This window comes from Rhizobium jaguaris (assembly GCF_003627755.1).
GTDB classification, from domain to species: Bacteria; Pseudomonadota; Alphaproteobacteria; order Rhizobiales; family Rhizobiaceae; genus Rhizobium; species Rhizobium jaguaris.
The window spans coordinates 1,207,252-1,223,839 of record NZ_CP032695.1 but is presented as its reverse complement, the minus strand read 5'-3'; the positions used below and the strand labels follow the sequence as shown (position 1 = coordinate 1,223,839).

Below are 16,588 nucleotides of genomic sequence, written 5' to 3'. Positions count from 1 at the left end.
TCATCGGCTCCTGACGGCACCCTTGAAGATCCGGAAATTCAGCCAGATCGCGATGAGAATGATGGCGCCGGTGACGATCGGTGTGAGGAATGGTGACATATGCGCAAGGATCAGGCCGTTGGCGATCACCGCGACGGTCAGCGCGCCAAGAATAGTGCCCAAGATCGTGCCACGGCCTCCGAACAGGCTGGTGCCGCCGAGAACCACCGCGGCGATCACGTCGAGTTCGAAACCCTGCCCGGCATTGGAGGATCCGGAGCCGAGCCGGGCGGCGAGAATGATACCCGCGATGGCGGCGGCCGTACCGGACAGCACATAGACGCAGAGGGTGACGAAGCGGGTATTGACGCCTGCGCGGCGCACCGCTTCGGCATTGGCACCAATACCGGTCACATAGCGACCGAAAGGCGTTTGATTGAAGGTGATATAAGCAAGAACCAGGGCAAGCAGCGCAATCAGTGCCGGCACGGGTACGCCGAGAAACCAGGCCCTGCCAATTGCCGTGAAAGGACTTTCCGCTTCTACGGGAATGGAATAACCGGCGGTGATCAGCAAGGCCAGACCACGTACGACCGAAAGTCCGGCAAGCGTGACAATAAAAGCAGGGATGCGCTCATAAGCAATGAAGAAACCCTGCAAAGCCCCGACGGCACCCCCGAGGATCAGCATAAGCACGACCACAAGCGGCCAGGCAATTCCCGCCTGCAGCGATGCAGCCGAAAGGGTGGCGGTCAAAGCAAGCACGGATCCCACGGAAAGGTCTATCCCCCCTGTGGTGATGACGAAGGTCATCGACGCGGCGACGATGAGCAAGGGGGCGGACTGGCGAATGATATTCAAGAGGTTGGGGGCCGTCAGGAAGGCGCTGGTGAACACGGAAAAGAAGACACAGACGACAAAGAAAAACAACGCAATCGACACGATGCTGCCATTGCTCATAACTTTGTCGCGCCATCTGCTCTTATGAACGCGCGCACGCGACGTTGCTGCGGCTGGCACATGGGCTGTGGAAGACGATGTTGTCATGCCTGCGCTCCCTGGTCTTTGCGATGACCGGCCGACCGGGCCTCGAATTTGCGTCCGACGATAAGATTGACGACTTCCTCGATGCTCGTATCTTCGATCCTGCGCTCGGCGACGTTGCGTCCTTCATACATGACCTGAATGCGATCGCAGACGAGGAAAAGATCCTGGAGCCGATGGGTAATGAGAATGACGCTGACGCCGCGGGCACTGACGGCCTTGATGAGCTCGAGCACGGCCTCGACTTCGGCAACCGCCAGAGCTGCTGTCGGCTCATCCATGATCAGGACCGAAGGGTTGAACGAGGCTGCTCTCCCAATTGCAATCGACTGACGCTGCCCGCCGGACAGATTTTCCACCTTCAACCGCGTATCGGCAATGACGATGCCGAGCCGCTCGAGCATATCGCGCGCTTCGTCATGCATCTTCTTGTTGTCGAGAAACGGAAATCCGAGCAGGCGGCGCCGGGGCTCCCTGCCGAGAAAAATGTTGCCAGCCACATCGACACTGTCGCAGAGGGACAGGTCCTGGTAGACCATTTCGATGCGCGCTGCGCGTGAATCGGCCGGAGATGCGAAAACGACGGTCTCTCCATCTATTTCGATGGATCCGGAATCGGGGATGACCGCACCAGATAGGACCTTGCTCAAGGTCGATTTGCCGGCGCCGTTGTCACCAACGAGGCCGAGAACTTCGCCAGGCTTCAAGGTCAGCGAGACATCGTCGAGCGTTTGGATCGTCTGATAACGTTTGGAGATACCGGTCATTCTGACGCGGTAGGTTTCATCGTTCATGGCGTTTCCACCTGACAAGAGTTTCTGCTGCGCGGATGTCACGCAAACCGCGGCAATTCGTGGCGGCGGTTTGCGTATTCGAGCCGCCGCCTACTTGAACATGTCCCGGAACTTGTCGACGTTGTCCTTGGTGACAATGGTGACCGGAACATTGATGATCTTGTCGATCGTTCCACCCTTTTTGACCTTGTCAAGCGCTTCAACAGCAGCCTTGCCCTCGCCAGCCGGATCCTGCTGGATGACAGCAGTGACCCAGCCCTGGTCGATACCCTCGATCGCCTGCTTGGTCAGATCCCAACCGAACACCTTGACGTCACCAGTGCGGCCCTGGCTTGTGACGGCCGAAACCGCGCCCAGAAGCGCTGGCTCGCCGGTCGCATAAAGCGTCGTCATATCGGGATTGGCCGTCATCAGGTTTTCGGCGGCGCTAAGGGCGACATCCTGAACGTTCTGGCCGTCGACCGTATCCAGAAACGTCACCTTCTCGCCGCTGTCCGCAACCGCCTTCTTGAAGCCGTCGAGACGCTGATTCTGGATGTAGGAATTCAGCGCTCCGACGACGCCGATCTTGGCCGAACCGCCCATCTTGCTCTTGACGTAATCGGCGTAAAACTTGCCGATATCACCACCGGCCTTCGTGTTGTCGACGCCGACGAAGGCAATATTGTCGCCATCTGGGATCTGTGCATCGATGGCAATGACCGGAATGCCGGCCTTCTTGGCCGCCGTGATTGCGGGCTTTACGCCGTTGACGTCGATCGCGACCAGGATGATGCCGTCGACTTTCTGGGTGATGTAGTTTTCGATGGCGTCGTTCTGTGCGCTCGGCACGTTGTTTGCGTTGAAGATGACGAGATCAGCGCCGGCGGCCTTGGCCGCAGCCTTTGCCCCGTCGTTGATCTGATTGAAGAAGAGAGCCTGCTGGTTGATTGTTACCAGCGCGAAGGTTTCGGCAAAAGCGGACGCGGAGCCGAAAGCAAGTGTCAAAACTGCGGCCGCAGCGCAGCTCGCTGCATATTTGGAAAAGCGCATGTGTGTTCCCCTTGCGGAAAGGCCCGTGACCGGGCTCATTGGCATTGTCAGCAAGGGCATAATTCAAGAGACTTGAATGATTGTCAAGCGACTTGAATTGATATCTCGGCGGGAGGTTCCCGCATCCGGTCGGACAATCAGAATGTCGCCGGCGTATTGACCCAGAATATGCTGGCGCGCGTTGTTCCGACGTTTCTGTACCAATGCGGCAACTCGGACTTGAAGACGAAGGAATCGCCGACCGAAAGCTTGAAAGTCTTTTCGCCGACCATCAGCTCGATTGAACCTGCAAGCATATAACCAACTTCCTCGCCGGCGTGCTGTATCGGCCCAGCACTTTCCCCGCCGGGTTCGATGTGGTGGATGTTGCACTGAAGCAAATGGCCGGGCGAATAGGGGATAATACGCTCCAGCGAGATGCCCTCACCGCGTCGGAGCGGATCGAGCCCGATCAGCGGGCGCGTTCCCGCGCGAAAGACGATCCCTTCCTCTCCATCCGTCTCCTCAAACATCCAGCCGATATTCGTACCGAGCACCTCTACCAGCCGATGCAGCATCGGCAGGGAGGGCGACGCCTTGCCGTTTTCAATTTTCGAAAGCAGGCTTTCCGAACAATCAACTGCCGTCGCCAATGCCTTCAGCGTCATTCCGAGTGTCTGCCTGGCAAGCCGCAGCCGTATTCCCAAGCGACCTTGATTGGCCTCCGACGGGCGATCCTCGGTGCCTAACTGGGTTGGCTGAATGTCGATTTTCATTGAGTTCTTCATATATCCGGAATGGGTGTGCTGACATTGCAGAATAGCGGAAATTACCTGGGACTGTCCAGAATCGGAAGCTGGGTCGGTGGCACACGCATTTGGCTTGACCATGTAACGGCTATCCGTCGTTACCGACAGATCCGCGCCAAGCATCAAAAAAGCCGGAAACTGCGTCGATATATCCCGAAAAATATGTTGAATAAAGACAGGCCCGATAATTGCAATGCGCCGCTTTTTTAGCGAAAGTTGACATGGCATTCGGTGGGAGGAGCCCTATGCACGAACATTCCGCCCATGCGGACCAGGTTTACGAGTCAGCACAGTCCGCCGCAGCGAGCTCCCCGGTCGTTGCATCCTGGCGGCGCTGCATGACGATGCATCGCCTGGTGCCGGAGGACAAGCGGCTGCCTTTCCGCCTGACCGAACAGGAATTTAAAGCCGCCCGCGAGCGATCGGGAAGGCTGGTCACGGAAGCGGCCGAGGAACTGGACCGCCTGTTCTTGACGGTCGGCAGGGCCGGCTGCTGCCTGTTGCTGACTGACCGAGAGGGCATTGCCCTTGAGCGGCGTGGCACGTCCGGCGACGACAAGGATTTCCGCGATCTCGGCCTGTGGACAAGCTCTGTCTGGACCGAGGCGAGCATCGGAACGAATGGGATAGGAACCGCCCTTGCCGATGAGCGGGCCGTGGCGATCATCCGCGACCAGCATTTCTTCTCCTCCAACATTGACCTGAGCTGCACAACAGCGCCGATCCGCGACCATCGCGGCCAACTCGCCGGCGCGCTTGATATTTCCACTCGCCGAGAGGATATGACCGAGGTGACGCTGGCGATCCTTTCGCAAACCGTCCGGGAAGCGGCGATGCGGATCGAACTCAATCTCTTTCGCAGTGCCTTTGCTGGCGCCCGTTTTGTCATGGTGCCGACCGACAGCGGCTCGACTGCCGCGTTTCTGGCTGTCGATCGGAACGACATCGTACTCGGCGCTACGAGGGCGGCGCGTCATGCCTTGAAGCTGGATGATCGGCGCATCGCGGCCGGCATTCCCGCTTCGGACGCGTTGCGCGAAAATCAGCAGGCGGCCGACAGGGAATTGCTGGAGGTTGAGCGGGCCGCTTTGCTGCGGGCGCTGTTGCGCGCCGGCGGCAATGTCACACTGGCCGCAGCGACGCTCGGCATGAACCGGGCGACGCTCCACCGCAAAATGAAAAAGTTCGATCTCCATTAGCATGTTCGCAGTGTCGCAGGATTGCGACACTGTGCGCTGCGGTATGGGGCGGCCACCCTGTCGCGGCGCCATGAATATGAGCAGATTTCTCCCATCGGGTTCTGCCAGAACCTGCCATCAAGGGAGGATCACATGCTGCATCAGAAAATCGTCGAGTCTCCATTCAAGCTGAAGTACGGCAACTATATCGGCGGCCAATGGCGCGAGCCGATCGGCGGCAAGTATTTCGATAACCTCACGCCGATCACTGGCGGCAAGATTTGCGAAATCCCGCGCTCCGACGAAAAGGATATCAACGCCGCCCTCGATGCCGCCCATGCAGCTAAGGACAACTGGGGCCGAACTTCCACCACCGAGCGCTCCAATATCCTGATGAAGATCGCCCAGCGCATGGAAGACAAGCTGGAGGTGTTGGCGCAGGCGGAAAGCTGGGACAATGGCAAGCCGATCCGCGAAACCATGGCGGCCGACATTCCGCTGGCGATCGACCATTTCCGTTATTTCGCCGCCTGCATCCGTGCCCAAGAAGGTTCGATTGGCGAAATCGACCATGACACAGTCGCATACCATTTCCATGAGCCGCTCGGCGTCGTCGGCCAAATCATTCCGTGGAATTTCCCGATCCTGATGGCCGCCTGGAAGCTGGCCCCAGCGCTCGCCGCCGGCAACTGCGTCGTCATCAAACCTGCAGAACAGACGCCCGCCTCGCTGCTCGTCTGGGCCGAGCTGGTGGGCGATCTCCTGCCGCCTGGCGTGCTCAACATCGTCAACGGCTTTGGTCTGGAAGCCGGCAAGCCGCTGGCATCCAGCAACCGCATCGCCAAGATCGCCTTTACCGGCGAGACGACGACCGGCCGGCTGATCATGCAATATGCCAGCCAGAACTTGATCCCCGTGACGCTGGAACTCGGTGGCAAGTCGCCCAACATCTTCTTCGCCGACGTCATGGCGGAAGACGACGACTTCCTCGACAAGTCGCTGGAAGGCTTCGCCATGTTTGCTCTGAACCAGGGCGAGGTTTGCACTTGCCCGAGCCGCGCCCTCATCCAGGAATCGATCTACGACCGGTTCATGGAAAAGGCCGTCAAGCGCGTCGAATCGATCCGCCAAGGCAATCCGCTCGACACGGAAACGATGATCGGCGCCCAGGCATCAAGCGAGCAGATGGAGAAGATCCTCTCCTATCTCGATATCGGCCGCCAGGAAGGCGCGGAAGTGTTGACCGGCGGTTCACGCAACGATCTCGGCGGCGAATTGTCGAGCGGCTATTACATCAAGCCGACGATCTTCCGTGGCCACAACAAGATGCGCGTCTTCCAGGAGGAAATCTTCGGGCCGGTCGTTTCGGTTACGACCTTCAAGGACGAGAAGGAAGCACTCGAAATCGCCAATGACACGCTCTACGGCCTCGGCGCCGGCGTATGGACGCGGGACGGCAACCGGGCCTATCGCTTCGGGCGGGAGATCCAGGCCGGCCGCGTCTGGACGAACTGCTACCATGCCTATCCGGCACATGCAGCCTTCGGCGGCTACAAGCAGTCCGGGCTTGGCCGAGAGACCCACAAGATGATGCTCGATCACTACCAGCAGACCAAGAACATGCTGGTCAGCTACAGCCCGAAGGCTCTCGGCTTCTTCTGATCTCCTCCCAGGAGAGCTGCTCAGGGTCTCCGGCTCCGCGGCCGGGGGCCTTTGAGTTCCAAAACGAGAAAAGGAGGACGAGATCAATGGATGAAACCCATGACGAGCCGCGCGTGCTTGCGACCGATCAGGCGCTCGAGCTGATCCGTGAGATCCAGCAAGACCATCCGGATATCCTTTTCCATCAATCCGGCGGATGCTGCGACGGCTCTTCGCCGATGTGCTATCCGGCAAATGAATTCATGATCGGCAACCATGATGTGAAGCTCGGCGAAATCGGCGGTGTGCCGGTCTATATCAGCGGCAGCCAGTTCGAAGCCTGGAAACATACCCAGCTCATCATCGACGTTGTGCCGGGGCGTGGCGGCATGTTTTCGCTCGACAACGGACGCGAAAGGCGTTTCCTGACGCGCTCCTGCCTGTTCGGCGGCGGCGAGGCCTGCATGATACCCTCGGTCAGACAATAGCTGGGCGATGCCGCATATTCGACGATAACGAAATATCCGGCTGAATATAACGCGTTGTATACGGCCGAATATCATGCTAGCGGTCAGCCTCTTCTTAGAGGACCCCATGCCATGCTCACTCGCCTCACGTCCATTGCAAAAATCGCCATTACTATCAGCGGCTTACTCCTCGCCACCCCCGCCCTCGCCGACCGTGTCGTGACGGATCAGATCGGCCGCCAGGTGGATATTCCCGACACGGTGAACCGGGTCGTTATCCTGCAGCACCAGACGCTCAATATCGCGGTGCAGCTCGACGCGATGGACAAGGTGGTCGGGGTCCTCGACGAGTGGAAGAAGCAGCTTGGCACCAACTATGTGCGGCTTGCTCCGCAGCTTCCGAACCTCCCTATGCCGGGCGGTCTCACGAAGGTCAACATCGAGGAACTCCTGAAGCTGAAGCCGGACGTGGTTTTCGTCACCAACTATGCGCCGGCCGACATGGTCAAGCAGATCCAGGATGCGGGCCTCGCAGTCGTCGCCATCTCGCTACTGGACGTGCCGCCGGAAGAAGCGGTGAAGCTCAACCCGACCGTCAAGGATGAACCGGCGGCGATCGATGCCGGTTTTGCGACCGGCGTTCGGCTGATTGCCGACGTGCTGGGTAAGAAAGATAAGGGCGAGGAGATGATCGCGGTCACCAAGAAAACCCGCAAGCTCGTCGCCGACCGTCTTGCCGATATTCCGGAAGACAAGCTTGTGGCCACCTATATGGCGAACCCTGATCTCACCACCTACGGCCGGGGCAAGTATACCGGTCTGATGATGGAACGCGCCGGCGCCCGCAACGTCGCCAACTCGATCACCGGCTTCAAGCAGGTGACGATGGAAGACGTACTGAAATGGAATCCGGCTGTCATTTTCGTGCAGGAGCGCTACCCCGCCGTCGTCGACGAAATCAAGAAAACCGCTTCCTGGCAGACGATAGACGCGGTGAAGAATGGCCGAATCTACCTGATGCCGGAATATGCCAAGGCCTGGGGCTATCCGATGCCGGAGGCCATGGCCCTCGGCGAGCTCTGGATGGCGAAGCAACTTTATCCGGAGCGTTTCCAGGATATCGACATGCAACAGGAAGCGGACGCCTATTACAAGGAATTCTACCGCATCGACTATCGCGCCGCACAATGAGTGGCGACGCCTTTCCTCGACGTCCACCGCAGGTGGTCATCGCAAGTTTGGCGATCCTGCTGGCGCTGGTGGCGGTCGCATCCTTGGGGATCGGCCGCTACGACATCCCATTCGCGCGGGTGGTGCAAATCCTCTGGGCGCCGGTTTCTCCGCCTGATGTGCCGGTGACGCCGACTGAGGCGAATGTCGTCTTTACCGTGCGCATGCCGCGCATCCTGCTTGCGCTGTTGGCGGGCGCGGGCCTGGCGTTGTCGGGAGCGACGATGCAGGGCGTGTTTCGCAATCCGCTGGTCGGGCCGCAGGTGATGGGCGTGTCTTCGGGCGCGGCGTTCGGCGGCACGCTCGCCATCCTCCTGAGCTTCCCGCGCTACGGCCTGCTAGGGTCCGCCTTTGTCTTCGGGCTCTCGGCCCTCGTTCTCGTTTATGCGCTGAACGGCATCGTGGCTCGCCGCAACATATTGGCGCTGGTGCTCGCCGGCGTCGTCGTCACCGGCTTCTTCGGAGCGTTAGTCAGCCTGGTGCAGTATCTCGCCGATACCGAGGACAAGCTGCCCGCCATGGTCTTCTGGTTGCTCGGCAGTTTCGCCACCGGCAACTGGGAAAAGCTCCTGCTGATCGCCGGGCCGGTGCTGATCGGCAGCCTGCTGCTGCTCGGCCTGCGCTGGCGCATCAATCTCCTATCTATCGGCGATGAGGACGCTCGCGCGCTCGGCGTCAAAGTCGAGCCGCTGCGCTGGTTCATCCTCGTCCTCGTTTCCTGCATCGTCGCCGCCCAGGTGGCCGTCAGCGGCATTATCGGCTGGGTCGGTCTGGTCGTGCCGCATATGGCGCGGATGCTGGTCGGCCCCGACCACCGGGTGATGATGCCGGCCTCGCTGATCATCGGCGCGCTCTATCTGCTCGTCATCGATACCGTGGCGCGCACCGCGACCAGCACGGAAATCCCGCTCGGAATCCTCACCGCGCTGGTTGGCACGCCGGTTTTTGCCTTCGTCTTGAAGCGGACCCAGCGAGGCAGCCGTGGTTTGTGATCCAGTCCAGCTCAGCATCGCGGCCGCCAGCCAGTCCTATGACGGCGAGCGCTGGCAGTTCCGCGATCTCGATTTCGACCTGAGAGCGGGGGAGATCACCGCCATTCTCGGTCCGAACGGCCGTGGCAAATCTACCCTGCTGCGGGTTCTGGCGGGGCTTCTGAAGCCGACGACCGGCAAGACAGCGCTCAATCAGCGCACTGGTTTCGTGCCGCAGGAGTTTTCCGGTTCCTTTCCCTATTCGGTGCTGGACGTGGTGCTGATGGGCCGTGCCCGGCACATAGCGCTCTTCCAGACGCCACGGAAAATCGACATCGAAAAGGCGATGGAAGCTCTTGAGGTCACCGGCATGGCGCACTGCGCGCCGCGCGTTATAGATGCGCTCTCCGGCGGCGAGCGGCAGCTCGTGCTGATCGCTCGGGCGCTGGCCGGCGAAAATGCCGTGCTGCTGCTCGACGAACCCGCTTCGGCGCTCGATTTGAAGAACCAGGATGTCGTGCTCTCGCTGCTTGGCGCGCTCGCGGATCAGAAAAAGCTGGCGATTGCCTTCACCACCCATCAGCCGAACCATGCAGTGGCTGTCGCGGACAAAGTCCTGCTCATGCTGCCGCAGGCGAAGACGATTTTTGGCGCGACCGGGAAGGTGATGACCGAAGCCAATCTCGAAGCGCTCTACGGCATCCCGGTCCGCTCAGCACGGCTCGGCAGCGGCGAGCGCGAGGAAACCGTCTTCGCGCCGCTTTTCCGGCAGAGGCATCGAAGAGGAGATTTGTCATGACAGAGGCCGTTCAGGTTCTCTCCGCCGGCAGCATGCGGCATGCCTTTCCGGCCATCATCGAGGCTTACACGGAAGCGACCGGCATTGCCGTTTCGCTTTCACTCGGGCCGGCCGGCCTGCTGCGGGAGCGGATCGAGGTCGGCGAACGCTTTGACCTTTTCGCCTCTGCCAACATGGAACATCCGCGACGGCTTGCGGCGACCGGCGTGACGGAAGAGGCGATCTGTTTTACCCGCAACCGGCTCTGCGTGATCACCCGCGCCGATCTCGGCATGACGACGGAGAACTTCCTTGATGTCCTGTCCGATTCGTCGGTGAAGATCGGCACCTCCACGCCTGGTGACGATCCCTCCGGCGATTATGCTTTCGAGGTGTTCGACCGCATCGAGACAAGACATCCGGGCATGGGCACGACGCTGAAAGCCCGCGCGCGGCAACTGGTCGGCGGCCGCAATTCGCCGCCCACTCCACCCGGCAAGGGCGGCGGCTACCTGATCACCGACGGTGAGGCGGACCTGATGATGAGTTATTATTCCAACGCACGCCTGCTTGAACCAGATCCTGCTTTCAGGGTCGTTGACATCCCGGCTGAATTCTCGCCCAAAGTCGAATATGGCCTCGGTCCGCGCAAGGGAGCGCCGAATGAGGCACGGCGGCTGCAGGATTTCGTGTTGTCGAAGGGCGGACAGGAGATATTGAGGAGAGCCGGCTTTTTACCAGTAAGCTCGCTTTCTCCCGCAGCGCGACGGGATCACCGGCAGGTCAATCGCTGAAATCGGCTCCTTTTGAAGCGAAGCGGGAATCGTTGCATACGATGAGATGGGCTCGAAAGTTCCCAAACCTCCGTGCGATTAACCCCGCAACCAAGTTTCCCCAACAAACACATCGGCTATCGCGGTCGGCGCAGATGTTTCTCACTGCTCCCTGATGCGCTGACAAAAGGGCGGCCGCCGAGGCCACCGATCCGGCCAATAGCACGCGGCGCTAGAGCTAGGCCTCACCATTCGTCGAGCACACTTCAACGTCGGCAAACATGCTCGAAGGCAATTGTATTCCGTCATAGCACTTAATGTGTACTCAGATTATACAATTTCATTGACTCGATGATCCCACTGTGCGACCTTTCTTCCATCGGCGGCGACCGATGGCTTCAATCCCTGCGGAAAACTTAGGAGGAGGATCGCGATGAAGGGTGGAAAGAACAGCCTTTATGATGATCTCAAGCGCCAAATTCTGACGATGGAGCTGGACCCGGATCAAGACCTTGACGAGGTTAGCCTCAGCGAGCAGTACGGCCTTTCGCGAACGCCAGTCCGGGAAATCTTCCGGCGCCTCGAAGGCGAGGGATATGTTGACATACGTGCCAACAGAGGGGCGCGCGTCAGCCCGATGAATCATCAGACATTGCGGCATTTCTTCCTTGTCGCGCCGATGATCTACGCCGCGATCGGCCGCCTTGCGGTACAGAATTTCAGGCCAAAGCAACTCACCGATCTGAGGGACACGCAGGAGCGGTTTCGCACGGCAAGCACGTTCGGCGACACGCTTTCAATGGTGCTGGAAAACAACCGTTTCCACGAGATCATCGGGGAGATGTCGTTCAATGCCTACCTGCAGCCAAGCCTCGGTCGCCTGCTGATCGACCACGCTCGGATCGGCCATACCTTCTTTCGGCCAAGAAACGAGGACATGCGCCAGCGCCTGCAGCTCGCCATCGACCATCATGACGGCTTCATCGCCGCGATCGCCGCTCACGATGAGGACACGGTCGTCGACCTTGTTTTCGAACATTGGGAACTGTCGCGCGAGAACATGGAGATGTTCATCGCGCCGCAAGGAATGAAAGCGGATGCGCTCGTTGAAGTGCCGGTTGCCTCATTGGAGAAATCATCGTGAAGTTTGAAGGCATTTATACGCCTGCGGTGACGCCGCTCGGGCCTGATGGGCAGATCGATAAGAAGGGCTTTGCGGCCGTTCTGGAATCGCTGATTGCGGCCGGCGTGCATGGCATCATCATCGGCGGATCGACCGGCGAGTATTATGCCCAATCCATGCAGGAGCGCTTCGAGCTCGCCGCCTATGCCAAAGAGGTGATCGGTAACCGGCTGCCGCTGATCGTTGGCACCGGCGCGACCCGGACAGAGGACTCGGTTGCCTATGCCGCCTCGGCGAAGGAGATCGGCGCCGATGCAATCCTGGTGACATCGCCGCCCTATGCGCTGCCGACCGCGAAGGAGAACGCGATCCATGCGCTGACCGTCGACCGCGCGGCCAACCTGCCGATCATGCTCTACAACTATCCCGCCCGCATGGGTGTGATGATGGGGGACGAATATTTCTCCCGCGTCGGCAAGTCCAGGAACGTCAGGGCGATCAAGGAAAGCTCCGGCGAGATGGCCAATGTCCATCTCCTGGCCCGCAAGTTCCCGCACATTGCGCTCTCCTGCGGCTGGGACGATCAGGCGTTGGAATTCTTCGCCTGGGGCGCCAAGAGCTGGGTCTGCGCCGGCTCGAACTTCCTGCCGCGCGAACATGTCGCCCTCTATGAGGCCTGCGTCCTCGAAAAGAACTTCGACAAGGGCCGCGCCATCATGACGGCGATGCTGCCGCTGATGGATTTCCTCGAATGCGGCAAGTTCGTGCAGTCGATCAAGCATGGCTGCGAGATCATCGGCCTGAAGGCCGGGCCGGTGCGCGCACCGCTGCGCGGATTGATCTCCGACGAAAAGCGAACCCTTGAGACCGTCGTTGCTAACCTGAAGCGCACGGTTGCCCAGATCACCTCGGGAGCCAACTATGCATGACCCCTTGACCGCAGCCGAATACAAGGCGATCGCCGCCGGCCTTCAGTTCCCGACGAATGCTTTCATCGACGGCGCCTTCCGCCCGGCCAATTCCGGCAAGACGTTCAAGACGACCAATCCGGCAACCGGCGAGATGCTGGCCGAGATCGCCGCCTGTGATGCCAGCGACGTCGATTATGCCGTCGCCAAGGCCAGGCAGGCCTTCGACGATGGCCGCTGGCGTCAGCGGACGCCCGGCGAGCGGAAAGACACGCTGCTGAAGTTCGCGAAACTGCTGGAACAGAACCGCCACGAACTTGCCGTCATGGAAAGCATCGACAGCGGCAAGCCGGTCCGCGAGTGTCAGACCGTGGATGTCCCCGACACCATCCACACGATCCGCTGGCATGCCGAGCTGATCGACAAGCTCTATGACAACACGAATTCCGTTGGTCCCAATGCATTGGCGATGGTCGTTCGGGAACCCATCGGCGTCGTCGCATGCGTGCTGCCGTGGAACTTCCCGCTGCTGATGCTTGCCTGGAAGATCGCGCCAGCACTGGCGTCCGGATGTTCGGTGCTCGTCAAGCCCGCCCAGGAAACGACGCTGACGACGCTGCGTGTCGCAGAACTGGCCGTCGAGGCCGGCATCCCGGCCGGTGTCTTCAATGTCGTCACCGGCAGCGGCAGGGATGTCGGCGAACCGCTCGGCCTGCATATGGACGTCGACATGGTGGCGTTCACCGGCTCGACCCCGACCGGCCGTCGCTTCCTGCACTATTCTGCTGATTCCAACCTCAAGAAGGTGGTGCTCGAATGCGGCGGCAAGAACCCGGCCGTCGTGCTGGACGATGCCGAAGACCTCGATCTCGTCGCCGAACAGGTGGTCAACGGCGCCTTCTGGAATATGGGGGAGAATTGTTCGGCCTCCTCGCGCCTCATCGTTCACGCCAGCATCAAGGACGAACTGCTGAAGCGGATCGGCGCCTATCTGCGCGAATGGAAGACCGGCGATCCGCTTGATCCGGAAAACCGCATCGGTGCGCTGGTCAGCAAAAGTCATTTCGAAAAGGTGTCGTCATTCCTCGACGACGTGAAGAGCGAGAAGCTCTCGCTGGCCTTTGGCGGCGAAACCATGAGCGGCGTCTTTATCGAACCGACGGTCGTCGACGGCGTCACGCCTTCGAGCCGCCTGTTCAAGGAGGAGATCTTCGGGCCGATCCTGTCGGTCACGACGTTCAATTCCCTCAGTGAGGCCATCACGCTGGCCAACGACACCAATTACGGCCTGACGGCATCGGTCTATACCGGCAGCCTGCGCAATGCGATCCGGGTGTCACGGGACATCCGGGCGGGCCTGGTCACGGTCAACTGCTTCGGCGAAGGCGACGCGACGACACCGTTCGGCGGCTACAAGGAATCCGGCTTCGGCGGCCGCGACAAGTCGGTCTTTGCCCATGACAACTACTGCGAACTGAAGACGATCTGGATCGACGTCTCGGAGCGCTCGGTGGACGAGACGATCCGATGAGCACCATATCCGTCAAACGTTTGCCGGCGGAAAATGGAAGGTCGGGCTGGGAGGCGATCAGCAAGCGATCGTTCCCGGCCCGGACTCTCGAAGGCAACGTGACTGCGGACTGGCTCATCATCGGCGCGGGATTTGCCGGCCTTTCCGCAGCCCGCCGGCTGCTCCAGCTTCGCCCGGACGACAAAATCGTCGTGCTCGAAGCAAGTGAGGTGGGTAAAGGCACATCGGGCCGGAATTCCGGCTTCATGATTGATGTCCCCCACAACCTGTCCTCCAGTGAATACTCGAGCGGCGGATTGGATGCCACTCGATTGGAGATGGCGCAGAATCGGAATGCGATCGCTTTCGCGAAGGATGCTGCGGCAGAATATTGCCTGTCGTCCGAAACCGTCGACCCGACGGGCAAGATCAACGCTGCGGCAACCGCGCGTGGAATGAAACTGAACATCAGCTTCGGTCAATCCTTGAGAAACGCTGGCGAACAGCACACGTTTCTGGACGCATCCGAAATGCGCAAGCTTACCGGTTCTGATTATTACCTAGGCGGCCTTTACACGCCGGGTGCAGTGCTGATCCAACCGGCCGCCTATATTCGCGAGCTTGCCGCGGGGTTGTCGCGCAAGGTCGACATCTTCGAGGGGGCGCCCGTCACCGCTTTGACGCGAGACAAAGGAACGTGGACGGCCGTTTCTGCCCGCGGCAAAGTCACGGCTCCGAAGGTTATCTTAGGCGTCAACGGTCACATCGACGATTTTGGTCACTTCAGCGGCCGGCTGATGCATATCTTTGCTTACGCCTCGATGACCGCCCCGTTCTCTGCCGAAGACTTCGGCCGTCAGGTTTCAGGGCGCGACCAGTGGGCGCTGCTTCCTGCCGATGCCATGGGTGCAACGGTGCGCAAGATCACCTCGGCCGGCCAGTCACGCATCGTCATCCGCACGAAATACACCTGCGAGACAACAATCACGGTGTCGAGCCGTAGAATGACCGGGATGGCCGAGGAACACAGACGGTCGCTCGATGCACGGTTCCCGGGTCTCAAAGCTATACCCTTCCAGTACAGCTGGGCAGGACGCCTCTGCCTCAGCCGGAACCACGTACCCGCATTCGGCGAGATCGAAGAAGGACTCTACTCAGCCTGTTGCGAGAACGGTCTTGGCACAGTCAAGAGCACGTTCGCTGGCATAATGGCCGCGGAACTAGCCACTGGCACGAGATCCACTGATCTCGAGAAATATATGGATCATGCAGAACCAAGCCGGCTACCGCCGGAGCCCTTTGCCCGGCTTGGCATCAATTCGGTGATCCGTTGGCAGGAATTGCGCGCTGGACGTGAGGGATAGTCCCCCCGCCCGCGCAATGTGAGGACCGAGCCGACTGCAGGTCTTCAACGAAATGGGAACGAAAACTAGGAGCAAACAAAATGAAGGCCTTGTGGAAAGCGCTATGCGCTGCAGCCATGCTCGGAATGGCGACGCTGTCTGCACATGCTGAAGAAAAGACAATCACGATTGGCACCATGTCTTGGGAGGATCTCACTCCGATTACGGGGATCACCAAAAAGGTACTCGAGGATTCCGGCTACACGGTAAAGGTTTTGCCTTTCTCGGAATGGGGTATTGCCTATGCCGCCCTTACCAAAGGGGACATTCAGATCCTTGCTTCCCAAACTGATTACGTAGCTCAAGACTATTGGGACAAAAACAAGAACCGCCTGGAAAAGATCTCACCGGTGTCGCACGGTCTTTATCAGGCCATCGCCGTCCCGAATTACGTGACGATCGATTCCGTCGATCAGCTGAACGACAACGCCGACAAGTTTGGCGGCAAGATCGTCGGCATTGAACCTGGTTCGGGTCTGATGCGGGATGCGGCCAATGCGGTGAAGCAGTATAATCTCAAGCTGCAACTCGTTGAGGGCAGCACAGCAGCGATGACTGCGGCCCTGAAGTCGGCCATTGATCGCAAAGAGTGGGTCGCCGTGACGATCTGGGAACCGTCCTGGATGATGCAGAAGTATCCGGTGAAATTCCTGAAGGATCCGAAGGGTGTGTTCCCGCCACCGCAGAGCTACTACTGGGTCGGCAAGAAGGGTTTTTCGGCTGAGAATCCGCATGCGCGCGAGGTCATCGCCAGCGTCTATGTACCGCTCGCCGATATCACCGCGATCAACGGCGCCGTCAGCGATGGCAAGACGATGGACCAGTCCGTTAAGGACTGGACGGACGCTCATGCCGATCTCTTGAAGCGTTGGGAAAACATCAAGAGCCAATGATCTCTCTTTTGCGGGCCGACCTTTAGTCGGCCCGCCTTTCAGCAACCCAAGAACAAAAAGGGGCTTTCTGAAAGCT

Annotated in this window: 16 protein-coding genes; 12 read left to right on the top strand and 4 right to left on the bottom strand. The window is 59.8% G+C overall.

The genetic code is table 11. The features are described 5' to 3' along the window. From CCGE525_RS27965 to CCGE525_RS27950, 4 genes are all read right to left on the bottom strand, one after another. Positions 1-1,026, bottom strand: a complete 1,026-nt coding sequence (locus tag CCGE525_RS27965) for an ABC transporter permease (protein ID WP_120707509.1) — start codon at positions 1,024-1,026, stop codon at positions 1-3. Further along, positions 1,023-1,817: an ATP-binding cassette domain-containing protein gene (locus tag CCGE525_RS27960; protein WP_120707508.1), complete on the bottom strand. Its 795-nt coding sequence runs from the start codon at positions 1,815-1,817 to the stop codon at positions 1,023-1,025. Before CCGE525_RS27960 ends, CCGE525_RS27965 begins: the two co-directional genes overlap by 4 nt. 90 nt (positions 1,818-1,907) lie before the next feature. Further along, the gene (locus CCGE525_RS27955) at positions 1,908-2,849 is read right to left on the bottom strand and encodes an ABC transporter substrate-binding protein (RefSeq protein WP_120707507.1); all 942 of its coding nucleotides are present in this window, start codon (positions 2,847-2,849) and stop codon (positions 1,908-1,910) included. A 137-nt stretch (positions 2,850-2,986) separates the two neighbouring features. Beyond that, entirely contained in the window at positions 2,987-3,604 is a 618-nt protein-coding gene (locus CCGE525_RS27950) for a cupin domain-containing protein (protein ID WP_120707506.1), read from the bottom strand. Positions 3,605-3,882: 278 nt separating this feature from the next. Between CCGE525_RS27950 and CCGE525_RS27945 the strand changes: the two genes are divergently transcribed. From CCGE525_RS27945 to CCGE525_RS27890, 12 genes are all read left to right on the top strand, one after another. Beyond that, on the top strand, positions 3,883-4,836 hold the full coding sequence (locus CCGE525_RS27945) for a helix-turn-helix domain-containing protein (RefSeq protein WP_120707505.1): 954 nt from the start codon (positions 3,883-3,885) through the stop codon (positions 4,834-4,836). 132 nt (positions 4,837-4,968) lie between these two features. Next, positions 4,969-6,477 (top strand): aldehyde dehydrogenase, encoded by a 1,509-nt coding sequence (gene adh / locus CCGE525_RS27940; RefSeq protein ID WP_120707504.1) that lies wholly within the window; start codon positions 4,969-4,971, stop codon positions 6,475-6,477. Between the two features lie 86 nt (positions 6,478-6,563). Further along, positions 6,564-6,944, top strand: a complete 381-nt coding sequence (locus CCGE525_RS27935; protein WP_120707503.1) for a DUF779 domain-containing protein — start codon at positions 6,564-6,566, stop codon at positions 6,942-6,944. Positions 6,945-7,055: 111 nt separating this feature from the next. Beyond that, positions 7,056-8,114, top strand: a complete 1,059-nt coding sequence (locus tag CCGE525_RS27930) for an ABC transporter substrate-binding protein (protein WP_120707502.1) — start codon at positions 7,056-7,058, stop codon at positions 8,112-8,114. Continuing rightward, positions 8,111-9,145, top strand: coding sequence for a FecCD family ABC transporter permease (locus CCGE525_RS27925; RefSeq protein WP_120707501.1), 1,035 nt, complete (start codon positions 8,111-8,113; stop codon positions 9,143-9,145). Before CCGE525_RS27930 ends, CCGE525_RS27925 begins: the two co-directional genes overlap by 4 nt. Next, on the top strand, positions 9,135-9,923 hold the full coding sequence (locus tag CCGE525_RS27920; protein ID WP_120707500.1) for an ABC transporter ATP-binding protein: 789 nt from the start codon (positions 9,135-9,137) through the stop codon (positions 9,921-9,923). The genes CCGE525_RS27925 and CCGE525_RS27920 overlap by 11 nt, the downstream gene beginning before the upstream one ends. Then, positions 9,920-10,696 (top strand): molybdate ABC transporter substrate-binding protein, encoded by a 777-nt coding sequence (locus CCGE525_RS27915; protein WP_120707499.1) that lies wholly within the window; start codon positions 9,920-9,922, stop codon positions 10,694-10,696. Before CCGE525_RS27920 ends, CCGE525_RS27915 begins: the two co-directional genes overlap by 4 nt. Before the next feature lie 412 nt (positions 10,697-11,108). Beyond that, entirely contained in the window at positions 11,109-11,819 is a 711-nt protein-coding gene (locus tag CCGE525_RS27910; RefSeq protein WP_120707498.1) for a GntR family transcriptional regulator, read from the top strand. After that, the gene (locus CCGE525_RS27905) at positions 11,816-12,727 is read left to right on the top strand and encodes a dihydrodipicolinate synthase family protein (protein WP_120707497.1); all 912 of its coding nucleotides are present in this window, start codon (positions 11,816-11,818) and stop codon (positions 12,725-12,727) included. Before CCGE525_RS27910 ends, CCGE525_RS27905 begins: the two co-directional genes overlap by 4 nt. Continuing rightward, positions 12,720-14,237, top strand: a complete 1,518-nt coding sequence (locus CCGE525_RS27900) for an aldehyde dehydrogenase (protein ID WP_120707496.1) — start codon at positions 12,720-12,722, stop codon at positions 14,235-14,237. Before CCGE525_RS27905 ends, CCGE525_RS27900 begins: the two co-directional genes overlap by 8 nt. After that, positions 14,234-15,580: an NAD(P)/FAD-dependent oxidoreductase gene (locus CCGE525_RS27895; RefSeq protein WP_120707495.1), complete on the top strand. Its 1,347-nt coding sequence runs from the start codon at positions 14,234-14,236 to the stop codon at positions 15,578-15,580. The genes CCGE525_RS27900 and CCGE525_RS27895 overlap by 4 nt, the downstream gene beginning before the upstream one ends. A gap of 80 nt (positions 15,581-15,660) precedes the next feature. Beyond that, positions 15,661-16,512, top strand: a complete 852-nt coding sequence (locus tag CCGE525_RS27890; protein ID WP_120707494.1) for a glycine betaine ABC transporter substrate-binding protein — start codon at positions 15,661-15,663, stop codon at positions 16,510-16,512. Positions 16,513-16,588: the final 76 nt, after the last annotated feature.

Bases quoted from the DNA above. Each gene is read 5' to 3' on its own strand.
- CCGE525_RS27955 (WP_120707507.1), bottom strand. From the start codon at position 2,849: ATGCGCTTTTCCAAATATGCAGCGAGCTGCGCTGCGGCCGCAGTTTTG.
- CCGE525_RS27950 (WP_120707506.1), bottom strand. From the start codon at position 3,604: ATGAAAATCGACATTCAGCCAACCCAGTTAGGCACCGAGGATCGCCCG.
- CCGE525_RS27925 (WP_120707501.1), top strand. From the start codon at position 8,111: ATGAGTGGCGACGCCTTTCCTCGACGTCCACCGCAGGTGGTCATCGCA.
- CCGE525_RS27945 (WP_120707505.1), top strand. From the start codon at position 3,883: ATGCACGAACATTCCGCCCATGCGGACCAGGTTTACGAGTCAGCACAG.
- CCGE525_RS27930 (WP_120707502.1), top strand. From the start codon at position 7,056: ATGCTCACTCGCCTCACGTCCATTGCAAAAATCGCCATTACTATCAGC.
- CCGE525_RS27910 (WP_120707498.1), top strand. From the start codon at position 11,109: ATGAAGGGTGGAAAGAACAGCCTTTATGATGATCTCAAGCGCCAAATT.
- CCGE525_RS27895 (WP_120707495.1), top strand. From the start codon at position 14,234: ATGAGCACCATATCCGTCAAACGTTTGCCGGCGGAAAATGGAAGGTCG.
- CCGE525_RS27915 (WP_120707499.1), top strand. From the start codon at position 9,920: ATGACAGAGGCCGTTCAGGTTCTCTCCGCCGGCAGCATGCGGCATGCC.
- CCGE525_RS27965 (WP_120707509.1), bottom strand. From the start codon at position 1,026: ATGACAACATCGTCTTCCACAGCCCATGTGCCAGCCGCAGCAACGTCG.
- CCGE525_RS27900 (WP_120707496.1), top strand. From the start codon at position 12,720: ATGCATGACCCCTTGACCGCAGCCGAATACAAGGCGATCGCCGCCGGC.
- CCGE525_RS27890 (WP_120707494.1), top strand. From the start codon at position 15,661: ATGAAGGCCTTGTGGAAAGCGCTATGCGCTGCAGCCATGCTCGGAATG.
- CCGE525_RS27935 (WP_120707503.1), top strand. From the start codon at position 6,564: ATGGATGAAACCCATGACGAGCCGCGCGTGCTTGCGACCGATCAGGCG.
- adh (WP_120707504.1), top strand. From the start codon at position 4,969: ATGCTGCATCAGAAAATCGTCGAGTCTCCATTCAAGCTGAAGTACGGC.
- CCGE525_RS27960 (WP_120707508.1), bottom strand. From the start codon at position 1,817: ATGAACGATGAAACCTACCGCGTCAGAATGACCGGTATCTCCAAACGT.